The sequence below is a fragment of the Microvirga sp. GN3 genome (assembly GCF_055792825.1).
In genome coordinates this window covers 1-22,087 of sequence record NZ_JBVVAK010000083.1, presented here as the reverse complement: position 1 = coordinate 22,087, position 22,087 = coordinate 1, and the positions used below count along the sequence as shown (strand labels likewise).

At 61.0% G+C, this 22,087-nt stretch carries 29 protein-coding genes and 1 tRNA gene; 14 read left to right on the top strand and 16 right to left on the bottom strand.

All coding sequences use genetic code 11. The features are described 5' to 3' along the window. Window positions 1-10: 10 nt before the first annotated feature. From ACS5Q1_RS30055 to ACS5Q1_RS30045, 3 genes are read right to left on the bottom strand one after another with little or no spacing between them, the layout of a single operon-like run. Window positions 11-289, bottom strand: a complete 279-nt coding sequence (locus ACS5Q1_RS30055) for a hypothetical protein (RefSeq protein ID WP_473101642.1) — start codon at window positions 287-289, stop codon at window positions 11-13. A gap of 2 nt (window positions 290-291) precedes the next feature. After that, window positions 292-540 (bottom strand): hypothetical protein, encoded by a 249-nt coding sequence (locus tag ACS5Q1_RS30050; protein WP_473101641.1) that lies wholly within the window; start codon window positions 538-540, stop codon window positions 292-294. Between the two features lies 1 nt (window position 541). Beyond that, window positions 542-784, bottom strand: coding sequence for a helix-turn-helix domain-containing protein (locus ACS5Q1_RS30045; RefSeq protein WP_473101640.1), 243 nt, complete (start codon window positions 782-784; stop codon window positions 542-544). A gap of 139 nt (window positions 785-923) precedes the next feature. Between ACS5Q1_RS30045 and ACS5Q1_RS30040 the strand changes: the two genes are divergently transcribed. The 4 genes from ACS5Q1_RS30040 (at window position 924) to ACS5Q1_RS30025 (ending at window position 3,870) form a co-directional block, all read left to right on the top strand. Continuing rightward, on the top strand, window positions 924-1,241 hold the full coding sequence (locus tag ACS5Q1_RS30040) for a hypothetical protein (RefSeq protein ID WP_473101639.1): 318 nt from the start codon (window positions 924-926) through the stop codon (window positions 1,239-1,241). Window positions 1,242-1,268: 27 nt separating this feature from the next. Continuing rightward, a complete protein-coding gene (locus tag ACS5Q1_RS30035; protein ID WP_473101638.1) occupies window positions 1,269-1,535 on the top strand; it encodes a hypothetical protein in 267 nt (88 codons plus the stop codon). Window positions 1,536-2,146: 611 nt separating this feature from the next. Beyond that, a complete protein-coding gene (locus ACS5Q1_RS30030) occupies window positions 2,147-2,482 on the top strand; it encodes a DUF6894 family protein (RefSeq protein ID WP_473101637.1) in 336 nt (111 codons plus the stop codon). A 242-nt stretch (window positions 2,483-2,724) separates the two neighbouring features. Beyond that, window positions 2,725-3,870, top strand: coding sequence for a recombinase family protein (locus ACS5Q1_RS30025; RefSeq protein ID WP_473101636.1), 1,146 nt, complete (start codon window positions 2,725-2,727; stop codon window positions 3,868-3,870). A 228-nt stretch (window positions 3,871-4,098) separates the two neighbouring features. Here the strand turns inward: ACS5Q1_RS30025 and ACS5Q1_RS30020 are convergent. The 3 genes from ACS5Q1_RS30020 to ACS5Q1_RS30010 all read right to left on the bottom strand — a co-directional run bounded on the left by ACS5Q1_RS30020 (window position 4,099) and on the right by ACS5Q1_RS30010 (window position 5,683). After that, a tRNA-Arg gene (locus ACS5Q1_RS30020) sits at window positions 4,099-4,175 on the bottom strand. A 282-nt stretch (window positions 4,176-4,457) separates the two neighbouring features. Then, window positions 4,458-5,138, bottom strand: a complete 681-nt coding sequence (locus ACS5Q1_RS30015; RefSeq protein WP_473101635.1) for a TerC family protein — start codon at window positions 5,136-5,138, stop codon at window positions 4,458-4,460. 194 nt (window positions 5,139-5,332) lie between these two features. Then, complete coding sequence (locus tag ACS5Q1_RS30010) at window positions 5,333-5,683, bottom strand: hypothetical protein (protein ID WP_473101634.1); 351 nt, start codon at window positions 5,681-5,683, stop codon at window positions 5,333-5,335. Window positions 5,684-5,891: 208 nt separating this feature from the next. On the opposite strand from ACS5Q1_RS30010, the gene ACS5Q1_RS30005 reads away from it, so the two are divergent. After that, window positions 5,892-6,311, top strand: a complete 420-nt coding sequence (locus tag ACS5Q1_RS30005; protein WP_473101633.1) for a nuclear transport factor 2 family protein — start codon at window positions 5,892-5,894, stop codon at window positions 6,309-6,311. Between the two features lie 19 nt (window positions 6,312-6,330). Here the strand turns inward: ACS5Q1_RS30005 and ACS5Q1_RS30000 are convergent, their stop codons facing one another. The 5 genes from ACS5Q1_RS30000 to ACS5Q1_RS29980 form a co-directional block, all read right to left on the bottom strand. Further along, window positions 6,331-7,080, bottom strand: a complete 750-nt coding sequence (locus ACS5Q1_RS30000; RefSeq protein WP_473101632.1) for a pseudouridine synthase — start codon at window positions 7,078-7,080, stop codon at window positions 6,331-6,333. Continuing rightward, on the bottom strand, window positions 7,077-7,991 hold the full coding sequence (locus tag ACS5Q1_RS29995; protein WP_473101631.1) for a class I SAM-dependent methyltransferase: 915 nt from the start codon (window positions 7,989-7,991) through the stop codon (window positions 7,077-7,079). The genes ACS5Q1_RS30000 and ACS5Q1_RS29995 overlap by 4 nt, the downstream gene beginning before the upstream one ends. A gap of 61 nt (window positions 7,992-8,052) precedes the next feature. Then, entirely contained in the window at window positions 8,053-8,271 is a 219-nt protein-coding gene (locus tag ACS5Q1_RS29990; protein ID WP_473101630.1) for a hypothetical protein, read from the bottom strand. A gap of 92 nt (window positions 8,272-8,363) precedes the next feature. Further along, entirely contained in the window at window positions 8,364-8,573 is a 210-nt protein-coding gene (locus tag ACS5Q1_RS29985; RefSeq protein ID WP_099509679.1) for a cold-shock protein, read from the bottom strand. A gap of 270 nt (window positions 8,574-8,843) precedes the next feature. Beyond that, window positions 8,844-9,182, bottom strand: a complete 339-nt coding sequence (locus tag ACS5Q1_RS29980; protein ID WP_473101629.1) for a hypothetical protein — start codon at window positions 9,180-9,182, stop codon at window positions 8,844-8,846. 234 nt (window positions 9,183-9,416) lie between these two features. On the opposite strand from ACS5Q1_RS29980, the gene ACS5Q1_RS29975 reads away from it, so the two are divergent. Further along, window positions 9,417-9,701 (top strand): hypothetical protein, encoded by a 285-nt coding sequence (locus tag ACS5Q1_RS29975; RefSeq protein WP_473101628.1) that lies wholly within the window; start codon window positions 9,417-9,419, stop codon window positions 9,699-9,701. Window positions 9,702-9,707: 6 nt separating this feature from the next. On the opposite strand, the gene ACS5Q1_RS29970 is transcribed toward ACS5Q1_RS29975, so the two are convergent. After that, window positions 9,708-10,640 carry a DMT family transporter gene (locus ACS5Q1_RS29970; protein WP_473101627.1) on the bottom strand — a complete coding sequence of 311 codons (933 nt, stop codon included), beginning with the start codon at window positions 10,638-10,640 and terminating at the stop codon, window positions 9,708-9,710. Window positions 10,641-10,900: 260 nt separating this feature from the next. On the opposite strand from ACS5Q1_RS29970, the gene ACS5Q1_RS29965 reads away from it, so the two are divergent. From ACS5Q1_RS29965 to ACS5Q1_RS29950, 4 genes are all read left to right on the top strand, one after another. Beyond that, window positions 10,901-12,133, top strand: coding sequence for an MFS transporter (locus ACS5Q1_RS29965; protein WP_473101626.1), 1,233 nt, complete (start codon window positions 10,901-10,903; stop codon window positions 12,131-12,133). 226 nt (window positions 12,134-12,359) lie between these two features. After that, window positions 12,360-12,734 (top strand): septal ring lytic transglycosylase RlpA family protein, encoded by a 375-nt coding sequence (locus ACS5Q1_RS29960; protein WP_473101625.1) that lies wholly within the window; start codon window positions 12,360-12,362, stop codon window positions 12,732-12,734. A gap of 158 nt (window positions 12,735-12,892) precedes the next feature. Next, on the top strand, window positions 12,893-13,636 hold the full coding sequence (locus tag ACS5Q1_RS29955) for a hypothetical protein (protein WP_473101624.1): 744 nt from the start codon (window positions 12,893-12,895) through the stop codon (window positions 13,634-13,636). Next, on the top strand, window positions 13,629-14,747 hold the full coding sequence (locus tag ACS5Q1_RS29950) for a thermonuclease family protein (RefSeq protein ID WP_473101623.1): 1,119 nt from the start codon (window positions 13,629-13,631) through the stop codon (window positions 14,745-14,747). The genes ACS5Q1_RS29955 and ACS5Q1_RS29950 overlap by 8 nt, the downstream gene beginning before the upstream one ends. A 320-nt stretch (window positions 14,748-15,067) precedes the next feature. Here ACS5Q1_RS29950 and minE read toward each other — a convergent pair whose 3' ends face one another. From minE to minC, 3 genes are read right to left on the bottom strand one after another with little or no spacing between them, the layout of a single operon-like run. Beyond that, the gene (gene minE / locus ACS5Q1_RS29945) at window positions 15,068-15,331 is read right to left on the bottom strand and encodes a cell division topological specificity factor MinE (protein WP_473101622.1); all 264 of its coding nucleotides are present in this window, start codon (window positions 15,329-15,331) and stop codon (window positions 15,068-15,070) included. Then, window positions 15,328-16,143, bottom strand: a complete 816-nt coding sequence (gene minD, locus ACS5Q1_RS29940) for a septum site-determining protein MinD (protein WP_203441603.1) — start codon at window positions 16,141-16,143, stop codon at window positions 15,328-15,330. The genes minE and minD overlap by 4 nt, the downstream gene beginning before the upstream one ends. Before the next feature lie 17 nt (window positions 16,144-16,160). Continuing rightward, entirely contained in the window at window positions 16,161-16,883 is a 723-nt protein-coding gene (minC, locus tag ACS5Q1_RS29935) for a septum site-determining protein MinC (protein ID WP_203441604.1), read from the bottom strand. A gap of 478 nt (window positions 16,884-17,361) precedes the next feature. Here minC and ACS5Q1_RS29930 point away from each other — a divergent pair, with 478 nt between their 5' ends. Together ACS5Q1_RS29930 and ACS5Q1_RS29925 are read left to right on the top strand one after the other, a co-directional pair. Further along, window positions 17,362-18,525: a TAXI family TRAP transporter solute-binding subunit gene (locus ACS5Q1_RS29930; RefSeq protein ID WP_473101621.1), complete on the top strand. Its 1,164-nt coding sequence runs from the start codon at window positions 17,362-17,364 to the stop codon at window positions 18,523-18,525. Between the two features lie 178 nt (window positions 18,526-18,703). Beyond that, window positions 18,704-20,275, top strand: a complete 1,572-nt coding sequence (locus ACS5Q1_RS29925) for a coiled-coil domain-containing protein (protein WP_473101620.1) — start codon at window positions 18,704-18,706, stop codon at window positions 20,273-20,275. A 124-nt stretch (window positions 20,276-20,399) separates the two neighbouring features. Here the strand turns inward: ACS5Q1_RS29925 and ACS5Q1_RS29920 are convergent, their stop codons facing one another. Beyond that, complete coding sequence (locus tag ACS5Q1_RS29920; RefSeq protein ID WP_473101619.1) at window positions 20,400-20,657, bottom strand: hypothetical protein; 258 nt, start codon at window positions 20,655-20,657, stop codon at window positions 20,400-20,402. Window positions 20,658-20,795: 138 nt separating this feature from the next. Here ACS5Q1_RS29920 and ACS5Q1_RS29915 point away from each other — a divergent pair, with 138 nt between their 5' ends. Further along, window positions 20,796-21,395 carry a helix-turn-helix domain-containing protein gene (locus ACS5Q1_RS29915; RefSeq protein ID WP_473101618.1) on the top strand — a complete coding sequence of 200 codons (600 nt, stop codon included), beginning with the start codon at window positions 20,796-20,798 and terminating at the stop codon, window positions 21,393-21,395. Window positions 21,396-21,404: 9 nt separating this feature from the next. Next, window positions 21,405-21,944, top strand: coding sequence for a GNAT family N-acetyltransferase (locus tag ACS5Q1_RS29910; RefSeq protein WP_473101617.1), 540 nt, complete (start codon window positions 21,405-21,407; stop codon window positions 21,942-21,944). Window positions 21,945-22,087: the final 143 nt, after the last annotated feature.

Sequence of the window (22,087 nt, the reverse complement as noted above, 5' to 3'; positions counted from 1 at the left end):
TGCTTAGAGGCTAATCCGCCCAATTGTCATGGGCAACGGCCAACGTCCGCAAAGCAATCTCACCGGCTATTTTTCCAAGCTCCAAGCCTTCCGGTGTTGGCTCGAATGACTCCAGCGGAAAGAATCCGTCATGTCCGCCAAGCAGCACAAGCGTTAAATGGGCATTATCCTTACCCTGCTCCTGCACGAGGGAGAGCATCAGCCCACCAATTTCACCGAAAGCATGCTTCTCATCAAAGTGGAGCGTCTGCGTCTCTACCCGCTGCGGGAACTGAATGACCTCTGCCATCTCTATATGTGCCCGCCTATATCATGGAGTTCTGCTCCTCCAAGCCAATGCCGAGCTTCCTCAAGGCTGCCGAACATATGTTCTGCCTCTATAAAGGGAGCAGGCCTTTCTGCTGGAGGCAGGTCAACCAAAAGCTCTGCTGTCCATGTAGCGTCATCTGTTCGACCGCTCTGGACCAAGCTGGCGATAATCACTTCATTGAGCAGCACGTCATAGCTGCCAGGCGCAAGCCGAGAAAGCGTGTAGGTCATTCTATGCCTCGCCTCTCTTCTTGCGGGTACGGATTGCAGGTGGCGGGTCGCGCCTGAGCTTCAAGCCAGGAAGATTGCCGTTCTCAGGCAGGAAAATCACACCCTCTTCTTCAAGGCACTTCTGGAGGCTATGCAGCGTCATAGCCTGAGCATTGAGTGGCCCATCCAGTCGCTCCAACCGTTTGATTGTCTCGATAGATACGCCTGACAGCTCGGCCAGCTCCCCCTGCTCCATCTTGAGCATGGCGCGGGCGGCTCTTAGCTGCTCTCCCGTTATCATTTTACCCCCTAACGTGCAAAAACTTACTTGTTGAGTGTTGACACCCTATCGGGCCAGTGCTTACATGATAAGTGCAATCAACGACACGTCAACGGGTAATAACATGGCCCTCCACCGGAAAATCGACTGGACCGCTGCGATGCGTGACATGCGCAATGACCGCGCCAAGCCTGTTGCTGGTTTCCTTGCCGCCCGCTCCCTCGAAATCGCCCGCCTGGATCGGATCGCCAAGGAAGCTGCTTCCGTCCCCTTCGTCTCCGGCGCCACGTTCGATCGCTCAGCCATCATGAAAGCCGCTATCGCTCAGGCCCACTTCCAGAAGGCCAAGGGCTCCAAGGCTCCCTGGTCCCAGCTCGTGGGCTTCGCTCTCAAGAACGTCTGGCGCAACGCCAAAGCCCAGCGCGCTTTCGCCGCTCATTAATCAACAACATCCCTAAGGAGACGATCCATGTCCGCCTCTCACCTTCGTCTTGTGGCCGTTGATGGTGCCCAAATCGCCCCTGCCCCTCGCCGTCCTCGTGGCTGGAATGTCCGCCGTGAGCGTGAAACCCGCCTTGCCATCATCAAGGAGCACCTGGGCCACATCACGCAATCGCTGAACCGTCTCAAGACGCTCACGAATGAGCTGGAAGACAGCCTCGGCATCTCCTTGCCGGATGATTTCGTGTGGCCGCGTCCGGACGCTCTCAGCGGCCCGCCTAACACCTCAGCTTGAACCACCCCTACAGCTCCAAACCGCTACAGCATCGAGGACGCGCCACGACAGCCAACTCTATCTCCAGTTTTGCGCAGATAGTCCTACAATGCGGACTATTTGCCGCAGGCGGCTACTTTTGTGGCGCGGAACAGGAAAGGACCCCTAGCGCTTAACCGTAGTGACCAGGTGCAGCCGGGGGGGACATGACTGAGGATGAAGTTGAGGCTGTTGCTGCCGCGCTTGCAAAAGCTAGCGGCCTCTCCTGGCATTCGGGGAAAGAGCACGGTCCTCTGAAACTCGTCATGGATCGTTATCGCGACCGTGCCCGACTCGCCATTGCTACTCTTGAACGTGTCCAGGCAGCCAAGCAGGGGACCTCTCCCGATTTAAGTCAGAGCGAGCAGCCCGGACTAAACGCAGAAGGCAATACGGAGCCCATTTCAGGCGATGTCATCTCAGTCGGCAGCTTGGTCTTATATCATCCTCCAGGAGACAAAAGAGCCTATCCTTGTCGGGTTAAGAGGATCGATGGGAACCGTGTGTACCTTGTCCCTGAAATCCCAACCTGCACAGGCTGGGTGGATCTTGAAAGCTCCTCCTCTCCGGCAATTCAGTGAGGGGTCTCAATCGTGACCACTTTTACCAATGGTAAGCAGGCGCCTGTTGAAGGCCTCGTTGAAGTTGACCTATCGATCTGTTCATCAGACGTATCCTCGTCAGGCCTCTCGGTGTCTGCGCGCTACTACTTCAATCTCACCAATGGCGCTGTCATGATCCGGGACGAAGAGGGCACCGAGGCATCCAGTCTCCAAGCCGCCGTGGTCTCCGCCATGGAAGCCGTCGAGGAGCTTCGCCTCCAAGATCCCTCGAACTCGAATGAGTGGCAGGGATGGAGGCTTGAGATTGTCGATACCTCAGGCCAGGCGGTGCACGCAATTCCGCTTGATGCTCTCTCTCATCATTAGTGAACATCCGACGAGCACCATCAAAGACAGAACCCCGTTCGGCTCTACCCGGGGCAGGTTTCTTCTTGCGCTAACCATTGGTTCACCAATCGGTCGCAGTCTTGCCTAGTACACCGGCTCTGTCTGCTGGCACCAACATACGATTCGCGCCACCTCTGTGAGAGGTGAATCATAGCTCCATCTGAGCACTACTCGCGAGCGAATGTGACCAGCGTAACTTGGACGCGCACACGGATAGGCTCATGGCTTTGATTGGCTACGCCCGCATCTCGACAGCCGACCAGTCTTTAGATCCACAAATTGCAGAACTGCGAGCTGCTGGATGCGAGCGGATCTTCGAAGAACAGATATCGGGTGGAAGCCACAATCGGCCGGTACTAGCGGAAGCAATAGCTAGTCTGAACAATGGAGATACGCTTCTCGTTCTTCGCATTGACCGATTAGCTCGCTCGCTGACCAATCTGCTTGACATCATTGATGGCATCCACAATCGCGGGGCGTTCTTCCGGTCGCTCCGCGACCCTATCGACTCTGCAACACCTTCGGGGAAGTTCAGTTTGCAGGTTCTGGGTGCTGCTGCTGAATTTGAACGGGCTCTCGTTAGGGAAAGAACAGTAGAAGGAATTCAAGCGGCCAAAGCCAGAGGACGCAAACCCGGCAACCCCGGGATGATCGCGCGAGATCCTGATGCAATTCGTAAAGTGTCTGAGGCAAGAGGCGCGGTCTACATGAGACAGCTTGAGGCGACATCTCATGTCTGGCTGCCAATCGTCCAGCGAATGCGCCCCATCCACACCTGGGAGACCGTAGTAGCAGCTATCAAAGCAGAGACGAGCGACCAAACATGGGGCGTGGCACGGTTGCGCCGTGCCGTTTCCCGGTTCGTCTCAGAAGGAAGAGCAGACCCCGCTCTTCTCATCCCGGCAAAAAGGCAATCTCCCGTTGATCCAGAGGCACTTCCAATCATCGCGGCTATAGCTCGTGCGAATACCAATATCTCAGCCCGGAAGATTGCGACAAAGCTGGTAGCGATGCAGGTGCCTAGACCAAGGGGTGGCATCAGCTGGGGCCCGGGTTCGGTTACCCGTCTCCTTGATAGAGCCCGGGAGCATGGGATGATCCCGGTATGGGAGCCGATAGAAACCGCCCCGAGAGATGGGCGGTTTCTAGAACTGAGACGGGAACTTGACGGGATTATCTATGCAGAAGGGCGCGGCTTTTGGGGCAAGCGCAAGAATGCGCCGATTGGAGAGAAACAGGAATCGTGGGTACAAGAGGATGCAAGGTACTTTTTCCCGAAACCAACGCACTGGATGCCTCTGATCCCATCCAGGTTGACTGCCCAATCATCGGATGGCGCCACTGAGGTTCAAGCTCGGCTTCTCTAGCGGCTTACCTGATTCTGCTTCAGGCCATCTCGGGGCAAGCGAAGAAATTGAACCCTCGATTCGCACGTTGGCAGGGTTGTGTCTAATCCCTGAGCTATAGCGAATGTCATCATTTTTCCGGTTGGGCGGGAAAGGCTCCAACCTGCGAAACTGCTTCGCCTGCTTACCTATTGCTTACCTGCGCTCAGGGCGGAGAAGAAAGCGGGACAGCTAAGCCATTGAAAAGAATGGCGCACCCGACACGATTCGAACGTGTGACCTTTGCCTTCGGAGGGCAACGCTCTATCCAGCTGAGCTACGGGTGCTTTGAGGCGGTGGGCCTTAAACCTTCCCTACCCGATTACGGTCTTGAGGGCAACCTCCGACGGCGAGGTGGCTGCAGCCGTCCTGGCGGGCGGACGGCCGCAATTGATTCCTTTCGATCTTCCTCCCGGAGGCGGGACGTGGCCCATGTATTCGGGAGGGATTGCCCTGGACGGCCCTAGCGCATCGTGCGGACCCAGAGGGCCGCGCCCGACGATGCGCCACTTAAGGGATTGAGCATCGGATCGATCCCAAAAGTGGACTCCACTTTTGGGATCGATGCTCTAGGCCTCGTCGGTCGCGGCCCGCTGCCGCGACACGTAGCCGATGGCAAGCACCAGGGCGGCTCCGACGATGGCCATGGGAATTTCCGCCTTGTGGCCGAGGTCCTGGCCGAGTTGGCCGATCAACCAGGGATCGGAGATCAGCATCTCGCCGGCGACCCACCCCAGAAGGGCCGCGCCGGCCCAGACAAGAAGGGGCAACCGGTCCAGGAGCGCCATGATGAGGGCAGCGCCGGCCACGATGAGCGGGATGGAAATGGCGAGGCCGATGGCGAGCAGAGCAGTGGAATCCTGCGCCACCGCGGCAATCGCCAGGACATTGTCGAGACTCATGACCGCATCGGCGACCACGACGGTCCAGACCGCATGCCAGAGGCGGTCGGTTTCCTTCACGCCGCCTTCTTCATCGTCGCCGCTCAGAAGCTTCACGGCGATCCAGAGCAGGAGAAGGCCGCCGACGATTTCCAGGAACGGCGTCGCAAGAAGTGCTGCGACGAGAACTGTGAAGATGATCCGCAGACCAACCGCGACGCCGGCGCCGAGGATCATGCCGATGCGGCGTTTGTCTTCCGGCAGACCGCGGCAGGCGAGTGCAATGACGACGGCATTGTCTCCGGACAGGATGACGTTGATCCAGATGATGCCGAGGAGTTTGAGAGCTTGAGGGAGGAGAGCTTCCATGATGGGGAACTTGATTGACGTTCGAGACAGCCAGTGACCGCGGCTCGCATGCAGACCGGCACGGGCCGTGTGCAATGGCGAGCGCAGCGGTTCAAAGCCGTTCGCGAGAAACAAAAGAGGCGCCGCTTACCGGGCGCGCGATACTATCGACCGGAAGCGACCCAAGTCGTTCTTCCGGCGAGGCTGGACTGAGTTCAGAGACCTGGAGGCCCCGTCGCGCGCAGAGATCCAAGGGGATTGGAGTGGACCGGCTTCCGAAGACCGTCGCGGGCACCTTGCCCGGCGACGCTCGACAGCGAACGGCAAGAGATGCCCGATGAAATGAGGGCGTCAGGACTGCCCTCCCCGTCACTCCATTCATCCGGACAGGTCTCTCGGTCCGTCTCCTCTCCCTCCGTCAGCAGCAGGGTTTCTTCAAGCTGACTGAGGAAAGAGGTTTCGGAATTCGCATGATCGATGGCCGGGAGCCAAGCCAGAAAGATCAGCCCGAGCAACACCTGCACGACGGAAAGAAAGATGCGGGGTCGGACCGATGCTCTGTTCATCTGAGCGAAGGATGCTCCAAGGCTAAAAACCTCACTCTCCCTAACCCGACCGGAGGCTTGAGAGCAACCTGAGCAGGAGCATGCGAGATCAGCATCGTTACGGCAGCTCTGCCGCATAGATCTTAATAGACATTGTACGGGCGGCAGATCGTGCCGCACCATTCCGTCCGGGCGACTCGCTCAAGCTTGCTTTCCACGGGAGAGCTCAATGCCAGCCCAGAATGATCACGTTTCCATTCTCCGCGAAGCCTATACCCAATGGGTCGACAGCAGAGGCAGCGACTGCGAATGCTGGATGAACATCATTGCCGATGATGTCTCCCTCGGCTCGCTGGCAGACGGTTCGCCGGAAGTCCCCTTTACGGCACGCCGGGATAACAGGTCCGGAGTCCGTGCCTATCTCGAGGATCTCATGCGCGACTGGGAGATGATCTCTCACGCCATGGATGAGTTCATCGCCCAGGACGACCGCGTGGCCGTGGTCGGGCGGGCCATCTGGCGCCACAAGGGAACGGGCAAGGTTGCAGACACACGAAAGGTCGATATCTGGCGCTTCCGCAACGGCAAGGTGATCGATTTCGACGAATATTACGATACCGCCAGGCTCATCGCCGCCGCGACGCCGTAACCGCTGCGATCTCTCGAGCTCACGCGCCCTGCGCGGATGGCAGGATGAGAGCAATATCGGCCTCGGTGAGCAGGCGATACTGTCCCGGCTTCAGATCCTCCGGCAGCGCCAGGCCACCGATCCGGTCGCGATAAAGCGCTGTCACGTGGTTCCCGATCGCCGCGAACATGCGCCGGACCTGATGGTAGCGGCCTTCGGTCAGGGTCAGGTAGGCGCTGGTGCTGGAGATCCTCTCCATCTGCATCGGCAGGAGCGGCTTGTCCTCGTTGTCGAGCATCAGCGTCCCGGCTGCAAAAATCTCCGCCTCATCGCCGCGCAAGGGACGGTCGAGGGTCACATGATAGCGCTTGGAGATGTTCGCACGCGGCGAGATGATCCGGTGCAGCAGGTTGCCGTCATCGGTCATGAGCAGCAGGCCCGAAGTCTCTTTGTCGAGCCGCCCGATGGTCGAGATCGCCGGGTCGCGCCGGCGCCAGCGCTCCGGGAGCAGGCCATAGACCAACGGTCCTGATTCCTTGTGCGAGCAGGTGACGCCCAGGGGCTTGTGCAGCATCAGCGCCAGCCCGGGCGGTGGATCGAGCGGCTTGCCCTGGATGCGCATCCGCTCCGAGAGGTCGCGGGTCACGGCGATGCGCTCGTCTGCATCCTCGACCTCGGCTCCATCCAAGGTGACGAGGCCGGCATGGACCAGTGACTGGACTTCGCGGCGCGAGCCGTAGCCCATATTGGCGAGAAGCCGGTCGAGACGGAGCGTCGGGACCTTGCTCATTTCTGCGCCTCGTAGATCTTGTAGCCGTTCGCTTCGATTTTTGGGGTCACGCGCTTGAACAGGGTTTTCAGCACGGCCTCGTAGGGCAGGTGGCGATTGGCGACGAGCCAGAGAACGCCCCCCGGCCGGAGAGTCTCGGCGGCACGGCGGATGAAGGCCTGTCCCAGGCTCTGATCCTCGGCACCGCCGTCGTGGAACGGCGGGTTCATCACCACGAAGTCGAGGCCCTTCAAGTCGGTGCCGTTGCGGATATCCGCCCAACGAATACTCGTCCGTGGATCGTCGATGTTGCGCTCTGCCATCGCGGCAGCGCGACGGTCAATATCGATCAGGGTCAGATGCTCGACCTTGGGCGAGGCCAGGATCGCGCGGGCGAGAATGCCGATGCCGCAGCCGAAATCCGCGCCGCGGCCGCTTAGAGACGGCAGGTTCTGTTCCAGCAGGACGCTGCCGGGATCGAGGCGATTCCAGCTAAATACGCCGGGCCAGGTCCAGAAGTTCAAGGCTTCATCGAGACGCGGACCGCCCTCGGCCAGCGCTTCATCGAGGCCTGTCGGAAGGGGCGGCCGTGGACAGGTGCAGATGCGGTGATGGCGGCGGGAGGTCTCGCTGACAGTGCAGCCGAAACCTTTCAGTTCCTTGGCAATCCGCGAGCCGCCCTTGTCCTTAGGTGCGAGGACCGTCAGGGATCCGCCGGGTGCGATCGCCCGCAAAGCCAAGGCGATGGTGTAACGCCGCTCGACGGTCCCGGGCGGCGCCAGCACGACCATATCACCGAGAGATCCCACCTCCTGCTCCTCCAGCTGTCCGGAACCGGGGATCAGAGGCGAGAACTGGATGGCCGCTGCCGAGATGTCGGCCAGTTCGGCCGGTGGCGTGCCATAGACGCCGCTTGGTTTCGTATCTTGCAAAGTGATTGAGCCTACGCTGAACGCAGGCGTTCTTAATACGCGGTGGTCCGGAAGGTAAGTCTCAGGGCGCCTCGACGGCCTGCTTTGTATCGATAGCGCGGATTTCGGATTCTCCGACCGCGCGCTGAGCGCCGCTTATCGTATCTCTGATCCTATAGCCCAGCTCGCCGCTGCTGTTTTCCTGCATCAGGCGAATGACCTCGTATGTGCCGCTCGTGCGATCGGCGAAATGCGCAGCGGCGGCATGGACCAGCTGGCCCATGGAATATTTATGGCTCACAGGAATCTCCTTTGTCAGAAAGCAAAAAGCCGCTCCTCTGGAGCGGCTTTGCTCGGCGGCAATGGATGCCAGGCCGCCTCTTTCAACGAAAATTACGCCGTCTGGATGTTGTTGACGGCAACCTTGCCGGAGCGGCGATCCTCAGCGGTGTCGAAGGAAACCTTCTGGCCTTCACGCAGACCGCGGATGCCGGCGCGCTCAAGAGCGGTGGCGTGAACGAACACGTCCTTGCTGCCATCGTCCGGCTGGATGAAGCCGAAGCCTTTTTGATCGTTATAGAACTTAACGGTGCCCGTAATCATGGGAATATCCTTGGTTAGGCTTGGTGTGCACGTGAGCAAAGGGCGTGCTGTCGCACGACCTCACACTCGGGTTCGTCGATGTTTGGGAAGAGTGTCTGAACGTGCGCCTGGTAGGCCAAGGCGTAACGGCCCGATTGTCCGGCCAAATGTCGATGGAGTTTATCTAGGGTCCCCTTACGGCGAATACAAGGCAAGATTGCAGAAAAGCAACCACCGGCTCTGTCAAAGGCTAGCACGGGGATGTGCCATATACCTGCGAGAGGGTCCGCCTCAGTATCTCAGCCGCAGCGCCTGAATGCTCTGGCCGCCGTCCGCGCAGACGATCCGGGCACGCGGGCAGTAGGAGGCATAGGCCGGCGTTGGGCAATAGGTCTGCATGAAGGTCTCATCGATGGCACAGGTCACGTGCACGCGGTAGAAGCCCTGCGGACCGCTTGGCGCATCGTGCAGCACGGAATAGCCGAGCCCCTGGTCGGCGAGCCGGGAAATAGCGCGGCCGGGTTGAGCCCATTCGGTTTGAACCCGGGTGACGCGCGTGACATCCGCGCTCTGGGCTGCCGACCCCGTCAGGCCGGTTGCCAGCGCGGTCCCCACCAATAGCCGCCTCATGCTGCGCCTCGCTTCGTGATGTGACATTCAGGCCTGCGGAGCCCGGTTCGCTGGGACGGCAAAGGCCTGTCGAGGGTTAATGCAAAGCTGCTGTTCTGGATCCATCGCGAGCGCCTGCACGAAAGGTTAACCACGCTCCCGGTTGGGGAATGCCGCACCCCGGACTTTAAGCAACCGGTAGGATCTTGTGCCCGATAAACGCGGCCTATTGTAGGCGTAACTCACCAGGATCCCATGCACCACATCCATCTCGCTGAGGGTATGCGGCTTCGTTTTCCGGCACGGACTGCCGACTTCGACCAGGGGGTCGAGATCGGCATCGTGGCAGCGCTGATGAGCCAGGATCTGACGGAGTTCTCCCGTAAGATCTCGAACGAAAACCTCGGTCAGATGCGCGCCCTGGTGGAGCAGTTCGGCTACCGCCTCGTCGAAGGCCAGATGGAGGGGGACTTCGTGGAGCTCAATTTCTACAGCCGCACGGCGCGCCCGCGCCTGCGCGTCGTCCATTCGGGAACCTGACGCGCGTCAGGCTGGAAACCGCTTCTGCATGGCGCGGACGCGTTCGCGATAGGCCGTATAAAAGCCGCTCATGGCGATGAGGCAGGCCCCCGTGATCGTCCAGGAATCCGGCAGCGTTCCGAATACCAGATAGCCGAGGCTCCCGGCCCAGATCAGCTGGACATAGGAAAACGGCGCGATCAGCGACGCATTGCCGTGGCGATAGGCCATGACGACGAACCAATGACCGATCGCAAACAGGATGCCCATGACGAGGCCAAGAGCGATCTCGGTCCCGTTCGGCGTCACCCAGCTGAAGGGCATGAGCGCGCTCAGCACGAGGCTGCCGACGAGGGCGGAATAGGTCAGCGTCGTGAGCGCTTGGTCGCCACTGATCTTGCGGGTCACCACGGCGCCCACGGCCCAGCTCGATGCGCTGAGGATCGGCAGCAAGGCGGCCGCCTGAAACGCTCCCGAGCCGGGGTGTACGACGATGATCACCCCGATCAGCCCGAAAGCGGCAGCCGTCCACCGCCGCCAGCCGACCGACTCGCCGAGAAAGAGTACCGAGAGCGCCATGATCAAGATCGGCGAGACGAAGAAGATCGCGGTCGCATCGGCCACGGGCAGGTGCGGCAGGCTCTGAATGAACATGATGGATGAGCCGACCATACCCAATCCCCTGACCACCTGCAGGCCGGGCCGCTGGGAACGGAACAGGGCGGGACCACCCTTGATCAGCGCGAAGGGAACGATGGAGGCCGCAAAGGTGACGTAGCGCATCCAGGCCACCTCCGGCGGTGGCAAGGTAGAGGCGAGCTGCTTGGTAATGACGTCCGCTACGGAAAACACGATCGTGGAGACGACCAGGAACAGAATTCCCCGTAGTGGAGAGGCCGGTGCGTTCGATGATTCCAGAGAAGAAGGCGTTGTTGTCCGGGGCGCGGGGGCAGCACTCATGAAGGACTCAAAAAATGAGGCCCGCGCGGTCACGCTGCGAGCCCCTTGAGGTCTCAAGTTTGGAGGATATGGCTTTGCATAAAATACTGTTTCCTCGCGGAGAGAAGTGCAAAGACGGCACATATTCTATGCTTTAGACGAATGGGTCACCTCTTCCGCTCATCCGTGCTTGCACTATGAGCATAGGTTTGCCGAAATCACACGGTTTCGAAGCTGGTGCATCATTGTCTGCACGGGTCGCAGACATGCGGAAAGGGCAAATGCCGGATCAATCGTCGGAAACGCCAAGCCGTCTGGTCAGCGGCACGCCTGCCTTTCGCCGGCTGAACCTGGCCTTGTTCGCGGCCGGCTTCTCGACCTTTGCCATTCTCTATTGCGTCCAGCCCCTGCTGCCGGAATTCTCGCAGGAATTCCATGTCAGCGCCGCCGTGAGCAGCCTGTCCCTGTCGCTGTCGACTGGTCTCCTCGCCGTGGCGATGCTTGTCGCGGGCTCCCTGTCGGAGATCTGGGGCCGCAAGCCCGTCATGGTGGCCTCGCTCTTCGCCTCGGCGCTCCTGACCCTTCTCTCTGCTGTGGCTCCGAACTGGACCAGCCTGCTCCTCACCCGCATGCTGATCGGCATTACCCTCAGTGGCCTCCCAGCAATCGCCATGGCCTATGTGAGCGAGGAAGTGGATCCGAAATCCATCGGCCTCGCCATGGGGCTCTTCATCGGCGGCAACGCGATCGGCGGCATGGCAGGACGGATCATCGGCGGCGTGCTGACGGATCTCGGTTCCTGGCGGCTCGCCATCGGGTTGATCGGAGCTCTCGGATTAGCCTCGGCCATTGCGGCTTGGCGAAGCCTGCCGGCTTCGGCCCATTTTCAGCCCCGACCCGCCCGCCTGACGGAGCTTCTGAGCTCATTCGGTGAGCATCTGCGAGACCCAGGCCTGAGGGCGCTGTTCGCAGAGGCCTTCCTCCTCATGGGCGGCTTCGTGACGCTCTACAATTATCTCGGCTACCGTCTGACGGAAGCGCCCTATTCCTTGAGCCAGAGCGCCATCGGGGCGATTTTCGCCGCCTATCTGATCGGCACCTTGAGCTCCGCCTGGATCGGCGAACTGGCCGGACGGCTGGGCCGCAGGCGGGTTCTGTGGGCGATGATCGTGATCATGCTCGCCGGCGTGGGGCTTACGCTCTTTCACCATCTCGCGCTTATCCTGGCCGGCATCGTGGCTGTCACCTTCGGCTTCTTCGGCGCCCATTCCATTGCCAGCAGCTGGGTGGGCAATCGCGCCCTCACAGCCAAGGCGCAGGCCTCCGCCCTGTATCTGTTCTGCTACTATCTCGGCTCCAGCGCCATCGGCACCCTGGGCGGCGTGTTCTGGACCCATTGGGGCTGGCCGGGCGTATCGGCCCTCGTGGCCCTTCTGCTGATGGTGGCGCTCTCCCTCGCCATTCGACTGATGACGCTCCCGCCGCGGGAGGCCGGCGAGACGCCCGCGCAGTGAAAGAGTGCGCACATTCAAGCAATCGTGCGATAGTTTATTTAAGTTTAATTAAGTTAATATTTAATCATCAACAATATCAATATAATTTAATTGAATAGGAAAATTCGATACTGAGGCTATACACGATAGAAATTCAGCGATTATATCGTCTTAATGTTGCCCCATTAGCCTTCATTTTGCATCCCATCAATAACAGACAAGGGAATGCATTGTGGATCAACGCAAGGTGACGCTCGCGCTCGCCAGCCTGTTCATCTCCGGATCGGCTGTTTTCTTTTCTCCTTCTGCCTTTGCAGAGCCGGCGGAGACCTCGGGGAAAATCATTCAGAGCGGTCGCGCTTCCTGGTATGGCCCGGGCTTCCACGGCCGGCGGACCGCGAGCGGCGAAACCTTCAACACCAACGAATTGACCGCCGCCCACCGCACCCTGCCCTTCGGCACCAAGGTCAGGGTCGTGAACAAGAAGACCGGCAAGTCGGTGGTGGTGCGGATCAACGACCGTGGTCCCTATGCCCATGGCCGCGTCATCGACCTGTCAAAGGCCTCAGCACAGGCCATCGGCATCTCCGGGGTCGGCGCCGTCGACGTCGCCCAGCTCTAAAGCAGCCTAAAGTCCCCTTTTCATTACCTAGACATTGCAGATTCCAAATTTTGCGAACCGCCCCGGCAGGGCCATCCCTGCCGGGGCGGGCCATGGAACCGAGAAGCCTTTTACCCGCTTTCCCCCGGTCACCCTTTTCAGAGGCCTTTTGGAAACGCATGCAGATTGGCCGGTCGCTGACATCGATAACCGCTCTCGCGACGCTGCTGATGGCGGCCGCTCCCATGGCTGCGGCGCAGACGGGACGAGCCTGGGTCGATCCTCCGGCTGAGACCGGGACTGCACCGGCCCAAGCGCCCAAGCCTCTCAATGAAGCGCCTGCCAGCCCTCCACCACAGGCAGCGACACCAGCGCCCGCATCTGCGACCCCGCCAGCACAATCGGCACAGCCGCAGGCGCCCGCTGTCCCGCAGCCCGCTCCCACGGTGGCGCAGCCGCTGAAGGATCGCGACGCCGACAAGCGCAGCGCCCGAGCCTCCGTGGCGAAGGACTTCGCCATCGACTATCTCGAATCCTGGTCGGCTTCGAACGATGTCGCTCTCGAAGCGACGGCCGCCTTCTATGCGCCGCGCATCCTCTTCCACGGCCGCGAAGTAAGCATGCAGCGCCTCTTCAACGAGAAGCGCCGCTTCGTGCGCCGCTGGCCCGAGCGCGATTATCGTCCGCGCCAGGATGCGATCGGGAGCACATGCAACCCGCCAGGCGAGATCTGTACGGTGCATGCGGTGTTCGACTTCACCGCATCCCATCCCAAAAGGCGTCGCGTCTCGCAGGGCACCGGCGCCCTGCAGCTCATCGTTCACTTCATTGGCGACAAACCGGTTATCGTTGCCGAACACAGCACGCTGCTCGGTCAGGAGCGCAAGGGAAATCTTGCCCTGGAGGGTGCCTCGCATGATTGACGATTCCATCACCCACGATCCCAAGGCGGATCCGCGCCGCAACTGGGCCCAGATGCGCGACAGAATGCGCGAGATCATCCATGCGGAACTCGACAGAATTCACCCCACCGACGATGCGCGCCGCGCTCTCGAACTGATCATCGAATCCTCCGTGCGTCCGTCCGAGGTGGATGGTGCGCTGAAGCTCACGATTATCGACCACGACGGCAAGACGCGGACGATTGAGAGGGACGGGCAGCAGAGCGAATTCACGCTTCACGATCTACTCGATGAATTGCGCGTGAAGTATCCGGTGCTGTTCAGGCCGGCGAAGCGCGATGCATCGGCGCTTGCACAGGTCGACGAACCATCCTGGCCGCGTGCGAAGCCGAGGCGTGACTGGTTGAATCTCGATTCCGGCGGGTCGCAACCCATAGCCGAACCGTCCCATCCGCTGGAAGAACCTGAAGCCCGCCATCATGACCATGACGCAAGGCTGCCGGTGGCGGATTGGCCACGCGATACGCTCAAAGCCTCCACGCCCGACCGGATACTCGAGACCTCGGCGGAGGATTACCCGATTGCGGTCGCATCGGAACATGAGCGGAATGATTTCGGCGACATGCGCACGTATTCCTGGAAACGACCGGCCTTCGCGCTCGGCGCGGTGGCCGTTCTCGCTCTCCTCGGCGTCGGTGCATTCCTGTTCCAGAGCGACAATACGGCAGCACCTCAAGCCAGCGCTGCTGCACCGGTCGCGTCCGGCCCGATCCGCGAGCCAGAGCCTGTGGCAACGGGTTCGACGGGCTCATCCGGATCGCTTCGCGGCGTGCCGGACGTGATCGATACGGCAACCCTATCCCTGAATGGTGAAGTGGTGCGCCTGTTCGGCGTCGAGTGGGCTCCCGGTGCCGGCAAGCCCGAAGACCTGACCCAGTATCTCAACGGCCGCGAGGTCGCCTGCGAGCCGGCGGGCTCAAACGACGTGTATCGGTGTCAGGTCGGCGGACAGGATCTGTCGCGCGTCGTGCTGTTCAACGGCGGCGGGCGTCCCACGAGCGACGCGACGCCGGAGCTCAAGGCCGCGGCCGACAAGGCCCGCGAGGCGAAGATCGGCGTCTGGAGCAACTAGCGCATCCTGCGGACCCCAGAGGGCCGCGCTAACGATGCGCCAGCCAAGAGAAGAAGCATCGGACCCAAAAGTACAAATCCACTTTTGGGTCCGATGCTTTAGCAACCATGAGAAAGCGGCCCCTGGATCGACAGGAGCCGCTCATTCCCCGCAAGCTCGCATCTTAGCGCATCGTGCGGACCCAGAGGGCCGCGTCAGCGACCCGTAGGGCCACGCCAGTGAAAAGTGGATCCGGTTTTCCGCGCCGAACGATGCGCCGCTTATAGGAGGGAGCATCGGAATTGATCCCCAAAGTGGATTCCACTTTTGGGTCCGATGCTCTAGGCGCTTGCCCCTGCAGGAGCCGGAATTTCGATCTCGATCTCGAGGGTCGAGATGTCGGAATCGCGGTTCATCTTCACCTGAACGTTGTCCTGCTCGACCATGACGTGACGGCGGACGACTGCCAGGATTTCTTCCCTGAGCTGCGCAACGAGATCGGGCTTGCCCCCGATGATGCCGCGTTCGTGCGCCAGCAGGATCTGCAGGCGCTCTCGCGCGACGGGCGCGGATGTGCGCCGGTTGAAGAAACTCAAAAGGCTCATGCAGCCCTCCGTCCGAACAATTTGCCGAACAGCCCCTTCTTGTCGGTGGGGATGGTGAGTTCGACGGTTTCACCCTTGAGCCGGCGCACGGCATCGAAATAGGCCCGCCCCGGTGCGCTGGCGGGATTGTTCAGCGTCACCGGCGAGCCGACGTTGGAGGCGCGCAGCACTTCTTCGCTCTCGGGAATGATGCCGATCAGCGGAATGGAGAGGATCTCCAGCACATCGTCAACTTTGAGCATTTCGCCGCGCTCGGCGCGGACGGGATCGTAGCGGGTGAGAAGGAGATGCTTCTCGATGCGCTCGCCCTTCTCGGCCCGTTCCGTCTTGGAATCGAGGAGGCCGATGATGCGGTCTGAATCACGGACGGAGGACACTTCTGGGTTCGTCACGACGACGGCGACATCCGCATGGCGCATGGCCATCGTGGCGCCACGCTCGATGCCAGCCGGGCTGTCGCAGATGATCCAGTCGAACTTCTGACGCAACTCATCGAGTACGCGGGCCACGCCCTCTTCCGTGAGCGCATCCTTGTCGCGGGTCTGCGAAGCGGGAAGCAGCGAGAGGTTCTCCAGCCGCTTGTCGCGGATGAGAGCCTGATTGAGCTTCGCATCGCCCTGCACCACGTTGATGAGATCGAACACCACGCGGCGCTCGGCTCCCATCACCAGATCCAGGTTGCGCAGGCCGACGTCGAAGTCGATGACGACGACCTTCTCGCCACCATGCGCCAGCGCCGCGCCCAGAGCTGCCGAAGACGTTGTCTTGCCAACGCCGCCCTTGCCGGAGGTTACGACCAAGACTTTGGCCATTGTCGTCTCTCTTTCTCTCAATCCAATGTTTTCAGGATGATGGAGTCGCCATCCAGGTTCACTTGCACGGGCTGACCGAGGAACTTGCCCCCCAGATCGTCAGCGGTCTTGTAGAGCCCATCGATCGCAATCAATTCGGCTTCGAACTTCCGACAGAAGATGCGGGCCTTTCCATTACCTGTGCAGCCGGCAATGGCCCGGCCGCGCAGAGTGCCGTAGACATGGATCGAGCCGCCGGCGACGATTTCCGAGCCCGAGGCGACGGAGCCCAGAACCGTCACGTCGCCTTCGGGATGCAGAATCGACTGGCCTGAGCGCACGGAGCCTTCGATGAGAAGCGACTTCTCCGGCACGGGCGCATCGCCGAAGGGCGAGGCTGCTGCGGCAACTGCCGCATTGGCGGCATCCGGCACGTCGATCTCGCCCGTAGGCTTGCCGCCGGTGATCGGCGGCGGCATGTCGGCATCGACATTCTCGGGAGCCGCGCCCTCGAGGCCGATGATGCGGATGTTGCGCATCTTGAAGGCTGCAAGGAGGAATTTCAGCTCGGACTTGGAAGGCTTTAAGGATGATACGTCGGCAATGATGGGCCGCCCGGTGAAGAAACCGGGCGAGCGTTCCGATACGGCATCGAGATCTTCGAGCCAGTCCCTCAGCGGCACTTCGGGCGCCAGGACTAGGGCCATGAAGGACCTGCCACGGAAGCGAAGAGAGGGACGGTTGCGAACGGCAATGGTCACGGGAGTTCAGGTTCCTTTAATACCCCATGATTTCGACCGTTTATGGTTAACGGACGGTTAAAGGAGCCGCCGGGCGCTAACAATTTTCGAGGAGAGCCGGGATGGGCCTGCGGTAATTCCGCGGCGTTAATCCGGGTAAACCCTGAAAGCAGGATAAGAAATTCCGCCATTTCAAGGAATATAAAGATAATTTGTATCTCTTTCGGACTATAATATAGCACTTCTTGAGTATTAGTCCGTCCTCAAAGCTCAATTGACCGAGCCTGACAGGAGCCTACGATGACCCTGCTTTCGTTTTGTTTCATCGTTGCTTAGAGCATCGTGCGAAAGAGCGGTTTCGGTTTTTCGCTGATGCGGACTTCGGTTCGCATCGAACGATGCGCAAGTTTGAAAGATAAGCATTTTTCAATCGCCGAGGACGAGTACAAAACGATCGGATCGACAAACAGCCGCAGGGCTCATCCAGGGGAGGATGACAATGTCGGGTCGCGTGAGTGCTTTATCGTCCGCGTGCAGGCTTTTCCGCCGTTCGTCCGTTCGAGCCGCCTTTGTCGCGGCGGCCCTCGTCTCCGGCACGATCGCCGCAGCGGCCCAGACGGTGCCAGCTTTCAACCCGGCCCGCGCCAACACAGGCACGCTCGGCGTAATCTCGGGCGGCGCGGATGGCACCTATATCCGCATTGCCGCCGATCTCGCCAATGTGCTCGATGGCGAAGACCTGCGCGTGCTGCCGATGATCGGCCGCGGCTCGCTGCAGAACCTGCGCGACATCATGTTCCTGCGCGGCGTCGACATCGGCATCGTGCAGATGGATGCGCGCGAGCAGTTGAAGGCGGAGAACCTCCAGAACGATGCGTTGCGGAGACTGCGCTACATCACGCGCCTCTACAACGAGGAGGTCCATATCATCGCCAACCGGGAGATATCCGACATCCGGCAGCTCGACGGCAAGAAGGTCAATATCGACAAGGCCGGCAGCGGCACCAACCTGACCTCTCGGCTGATCTTCGACAAACTCGGGATCAAGCCTGAGATGACCACCTTCGACCAGGCCTCATCCTACGCGAAGCTGAAATCGGGAGAGATCCAGGCGGCGGTCTACGTGGCCGGACGCCCGGTTCGCGCCATCGCCGAGTTCCAGACCGATGGACGCTTCCATCTTCTCCCGATTCCGTTCGAGGGAGAGATCGCAGAAAGCTATTTCCCCGCCCGCCTCGCGAATGCGGATTATCCGCAGCTCGTCGACAAGGATAAACCCGTCGAGACCCTGGCGGTCGGCAGCCTGCTTGCGGTGTTCAACTGGCCCGAGAATTCCGATCGCTACAACCGCGTCAGGCGTTTCGTGGATGCGTTCTTCTCCCGGTTCGACGAGTTCCTGCAACCGGGCCGGCACCCGAAATGGAAAGAGGTCAATCTCGCAGCCGACGTGCCCGGCTGGGAGCGCGTGAGGCCGGCGCAAGACTGGATCGATCGCGCCGCGGCGGCCAGCAAGCCTTCGCCCCAGAGCCAAAGCTTCGAGAGCTTCATGAAGAGCAAAGGCATCGACGTCTCGGTCGAACAGCGCGAGGGCCTGTTCCGGGAATTCCTTGCCTGGCAGAGCGACCGGCAAAGAGCCGCCCGCCGAGCCAGCCGGCAAGACTGAGCATCGGACCAAAAGTGGATTGCACTTTTGGGATCGATCCGATGCTCCCGTTCCTGATGAGCGCATCGTTAACGCGGAAAACCGGGCCACTTTCCGCACGATGCGCTGAGGATCCAAGACAGGACGGAAGCCAAAGGCTGATCGCGAAGCCTTTGGCGACCACCGAAGGAGGTCCGCCATGATTGGGCACACGAAATCCGGGCTTACATCTTTAACGGCAGAGTTGCTGACGACCACCTTGATCGGCATCGCACTTCTTGGACCCGCCGTCGCACAAAGCCCCGCCACTGGCAGCACTCCCGCGCGAGAGAGCTCCCTGGGCAAAGCAGAGGGGGCGGACAATCTTCTCACGCTCCTCCCGCTTCTCCTGACCTCGCCGGATCGAAGGAGACTGGCGGCTGACCTTGAGGTTTCCATCCGGACAGGCGACTTGAAAAAGGCAGAGGAGAGTCTCAACTCGGCTATCGAGGTCGGCACCCTTGCAATCGTTCTCGTCGATCACCTGAACAATCCGGACCTCATCACCACTTTGCAGGGTCTCGGCATCCGGAACGACGCCCACCCGACGCCGGAACCGATGATCGTGAACAAGGCAGCGGCAGAAGTCTGCACGGCGCCTCCTGCAGCCGCGACGGCCAATCTGGCCGACATGCAGCAGGCTCTGGAGCAGGAACAGTCCTTCAGCACCATGGTCTCGCAAACTCTGACGGGCCTCATGCAGGAGCACAATGAGCTGGCGGCGCAGTTGAAGACGGAGACAGAGGCGAAGACCGCTACAGCATCCGAGATGCAGCAGGCCCTGCAACGGGAGCGGGAGCAAAGCGCCGCTGCGAGACGCGAACTGGAGAAGCTTCAGGAAGAACACCGGGCCCTGCAGGCTACCAGAGAGCAGGACAAGGTTTCCGTGGCATCGAACGCATCCGAACTGGAGGCGCTTCTGCGGCAAGAGCGAGAGCGGAGCGACAATGCGGCACACCAACTCGCCAGTGCAGAGAAGGAACTGCGCAGCCTTCAGGCCTTCAAGGACGAGGCGATGGCGTCCGAATCAGCCAAGATCCTTGAACTCAAGAAGGCCTTGGTGCAGGCCCAGACCCGCAGCGACATGCTGACCGAAGAGCTTGTGGATGCCACGGAGGAATTGCACGCGCTTCAGGAGCCCCATCGCCCGAGCGCCACGCCCGTGATGTTCCGACTCGCGGCGACAGGATCGGAGCCTCCATTGGCTCCGCCCCAGCAGGAGGCGCCTCCCCAGGTCCTATCGCCTCCAGCGGCAGTCGGAGTGACAGCGTCATTGGCGGATACCGCGCGGGCTCTGATCAATGGCACCTCCGCATTGCCGTCGAAAGAGCCGACTTCGGTGGTGGTCGCATCCTTGCCCGAAGGCATTCAGCCGTTGCCGCTCGGCACGGCAACTGCGGCCCCGGTGAAGACCGAGACTCCGTCTGGAACGGAACCCAAGGTGAGCGCATCGGTGGAAGCGCCCAAGGCCGATGAACGCCTGACGATGCGCGCGGAAGAACTCCTCCGCAAAGGGGATGTGAGCGGGGCCCGTCTTCTTCTCGAGCGCGCCTTGGATAGCGGCAATGCGCGCGCTGCCTTCCTGCTGGCGGAGACCTTCGATCCGAACGTTCTGTCCAGGCTGGGCGTCCTCGGCATCCGCGGCGAGCCATCCCGGGCGCGGGAACTCTACGCACGGGCCCGTGCCATGGGCATTGCCCAGGCTGGGGAGCGAATGGAAGCGTTGAAGTAGTTTTTAGCCCATCCCCGATGCTCTCTTTTGACGAGCGCATCGTCCGGAATGGAACCAGAGGTCCGCGTTAGCGAAAACCGGATCCACTTTTCACTGACGCGGCCCTCCGGGTCCGCACGATGCGTTAGAACGGCACCCACTCGCCGCCTTCGGTCAACGAATCCACGGCGCGCTCGAGCGCTGTTCCGGCATCGAGCAACTGCTGGGCCGTCTGCTGGATCTGCAGCGGCGGGCCGGGAAGGCTGGCCACATGCTCGGTCAGTTCCCTCACCCGCTCGATCAGGTCGATCAGGTCGGCCGCAAGCGCAGCCCTTTCCTCCGCCTCGGCGGCAGGGGGGTGTCCTTGCTTCAGGCGCGGAGCGAGGGGGATCACGTTCGACATGCTCTGAAAATCTTCTTTTGTTCTCCCAAGAGCAATGGACTGCCCTAGCGTGATCCACAGCAAACCGCAGATATGGGTCTTCCGTTTTCTCCGCTTGGACGCCTTGACTCCAGTATATTGGATTTATAGTCTAGTTTCATGGATGTGCCCTCGACACTCAACGAGCACTTGGCGTCGCGCCTTCGCGACCTGCGGGCGGAGAATGGATTGACGCTGGACGGCTTGGCGGAGCGTACCGGCGTGAGCCGCTCCATGATCTCGCTGATCGAACGGGGCGAAAGCAGCCCCACGGCGGCCGTGCTCGACAAGCTTGCGGCAGGCCTTGGCGTGACCCTGGCGTCCCTCTTCGCCGAGAAGGGCAACACAGGCGCCTCACCGCTCGCGCGCCGTGCCGACCAGCGCGTCTGGCGCGATCCGGACAGCGGCTACATGCGCCGCAACCTTTCGGCGCCCGGATTCCCCTCGCCGATCGAACTCGTCGAGGTGATCCTCCCGCCCGGCGCGCGCGTGGTCTACGATACGGGCCATCGCGCATCCGCGGTTCATCAACAGATCTGGATCATCGAGGGCGAGATCGATCTGACCCTGGGCGATGAGACGCATCATCTGGCCACCGGCGACTGCCTGTCCATGCGCCTCGACCAGCCGACCATTTTTCGTAACCACGCTGACCGACCCGCCCGCTACGTGGTGGCTCTCGCCACCGATGCGCGTATCGGGTTCGGCACTCAGCGCTGAGGATCTCCCATGACCGAGTCGATCACCATCCGCCCCCTCTCTCCGCAGGAAGCGAAAGAGCACGTTGGCGCTCTTTCTGCAGTCCTGATCGATTGCGTCGAGGGCGGTGCCTCCGTCAGTTTCATGTCGCCCTTGACCCAGGGGAGAGCCGATGCGTTCTGGCGAGGCGTTGCCGAAGGCGTCGCTGCAGGCGAACGCATCCTCCTCGTCGCTCAGGATGACACGAGCGGACAGATCGTGGGCACCGTGCAGATCGTGCTCAAGCAGCCGGAGAACCAGCCGCATCGGGCGGACATCGCCAAGATGCTCGTTCACGGACAAGCCCGGAAGCGCGGCATCGGTGCGGCCTTGATGCGAGCAGCCGAAGACGCCGCCCAAACGGCAGGCAAGACCGTCCTCGTGCTCGACACGGTAACGGGTGGCGATGCGGAACGCCTCTATGAGAGGGTCGGCTGGACCAAGTCCGGCGTGATTCCGAACTATGCCCTTTGGCCGAAGGGCGGGTTCTGCGATACGACCGTGTTCTATAAGCAGCTTTCCGCGAGCTAAATCCGCCGAAAGGACAGCAGACCTAATGATCTTCACTAAAGACCTGCAACGGAGAGACCTGCGTGCCGAAAGAAGCTGGTAATGAGCTCAGGCCGTTGCTGCAGGCGGCCGAACTCGCGGCGGGCCAGGCGGTGCAAGTCGGC

What these genes read in the sequence shown, in the direction of transcription:
- ACS5Q1_RS30055 (WP_473101642.1), bottom strand. Translation starts at nt 289, where the DNA reads ATGGCAGAGGTCATTCAGTTCCCGCAGCGGGTAGAGACGCAGACGCTC.
- ACS5Q1_RS30050 (WP_473101641.1), bottom strand. Translation starts at nt 540, where the DNA reads ATGACCTACACGCTTTCTCGGCTTGCGCCTGGCAGCTATGACGTGCTG.
- ACS5Q1_RS30045 (WP_473101640.1), bottom strand. Translation starts at nt 784, where the DNA reads ATGCTCAAGATGGAGCAGGGGGAGCTGGCCGAGCTGTCAGGCGTATCT.
- ACS5Q1_RS30040 (WP_473101639.1), top strand. Translation starts at nt 924, where the DNA reads ATGGCCCTCCACCGGAAAATCGACTGGACCGCTGCGATGCGTGACATG.
- ACS5Q1_RS30035 (WP_473101638.1), top strand. Translation starts at nt 1,269, where the DNA reads ATGTCCGCCTCTCACCTTCGTCTTGTGGCCGTTGATGGTGCCCAAATC.
- ACS5Q1_RS30025 (WP_473101636.1), top strand. Translation starts at nt 2,725, where the DNA reads ATGGCTTTGATTGGCTACGCCCGCATCTCGACAGCCGACCAGTCTTTA.
- ACS5Q1_RS30015 (WP_473101635.1), bottom strand. Translation starts at nt 5,138, where the DNA reads ATGGAAGCTCTCCTCCCTCAAGCTCTCAAACTCCTCGGCATCATCTGG.
- ACS5Q1_RS30010 (WP_473101634.1), bottom strand. Translation starts at nt 5,683, where the DNA reads ATGAACAGAGCATCGGTCCGACCCCGCATCTTTCTTTCCGTCGTGCAG.
- ACS5Q1_RS30005 (WP_473101633.1), top strand. Translation starts at nt 5,892, where the DNA reads ATGCCAGCCCAGAATGATCACGTTTCCATTCTCCGCGAAGCCTATACC.
- ACS5Q1_RS30000 (WP_473101632.1), bottom strand. Translation starts at nt 7,080, where the DNA reads ATGAGCAAGGTCCCGACGCTCCGTCTCGACCGGCTTCTCGCCAATATG.
- ACS5Q1_RS29985 (WP_099509679.1), bottom strand. Translation starts at nt 8,573, where the DNA reads ATGATTACGGGCACCGTTAAGTTCTATAACGATCAAAAAGGCTTCGGC.
- ACS5Q1_RS29980 (WP_473101629.1), bottom strand. Translation starts at nt 9,182, where the DNA reads ATGAGGCGGCTATTGGTGGGGACCGCGCTGGCAACCGGCCTGACGGGG.
- ACS5Q1_RS29975 (WP_473101628.1), top strand. Translation starts at nt 9,417, where the DNA reads ATGCACCACATCCATCTCGCTGAGGGTATGCGGCTTCGTTTTCCGGCA.
- ACS5Q1_RS29970 (WP_473101627.1), bottom strand. Translation starts at nt 10,640, where the DNA reads ATGAGTGCTGCCCCCGCGCCCCGGACAACAACGCCTTCTTCTCTGGAA.
- ACS5Q1_RS29965 (WP_473101626.1), top strand. Translation starts at nt 10,901, where the DNA reads ATGCCGGATCAATCGTCGGAAACGCCAAGCCGTCTGGTCAGCGGCACG.
- ACS5Q1_RS29955 (WP_473101624.1), top strand. Translation starts at nt 12,893, where the DNA reads ATGCAGATTGGCCGGTCGCTGACATCGATAACCGCTCTCGCGACGCTG.
- ACS5Q1_RS29950 (WP_473101623.1), top strand. Translation starts at nt 13,629, where the DNA reads ATGATTGACGATTCCATCACCCACGATCCCAAGGCGGATCCGCGCCGC.
- minE (WP_473101622.1), bottom strand. Translation starts at nt 15,331, where the DNA reads ATGAGCCTTTTGAGTTTCTTCAACCGGCGCACATCCGCGCCCGTCGCG.
- minD (WP_203441603.1), bottom strand. Translation starts at nt 16,143, where the DNA reads ATGGCCAAAGTCTTGGTCGTAACCTCCGGCAAGGGCGGCGTTGGCAAG.
- ACS5Q1_RS29930 (WP_473101621.1), top strand. Translation starts at nt 17,362, where the DNA reads ATGTCGGGTCGCGTGAGTGCTTTATCGTCCGCGTGCAGGCTTTTCCGC.
- ACS5Q1_RS29925 (WP_473101620.1), top strand. Translation starts at nt 18,704, where the DNA reads ATGATTGGGCACACGAAATCCGGGCTTACATCTTTAACGGCAGAGTTG.
- ACS5Q1_RS29920 (WP_473101619.1), bottom strand. Translation starts at nt 20,657, where the DNA reads ATGTCGAACGTGATCCCCCTCGCTCCGCGCCTGAAGCAAGGACACCCC.
- ACS5Q1_RS29915 (WP_473101618.1), top strand. Translation starts at nt 20,796, where the DNA reads ATGGATGTGCCCTCGACACTCAACGAGCACTTGGCGTCGCGCCTTCGC.
- ACS5Q1_RS29910 (WP_473101617.1), top strand. Translation starts at nt 21,405, where the DNA reads ATGACCGAGTCGATCACCATCCGCCCCCTCTCTCCGCAGGAAGCGAAA.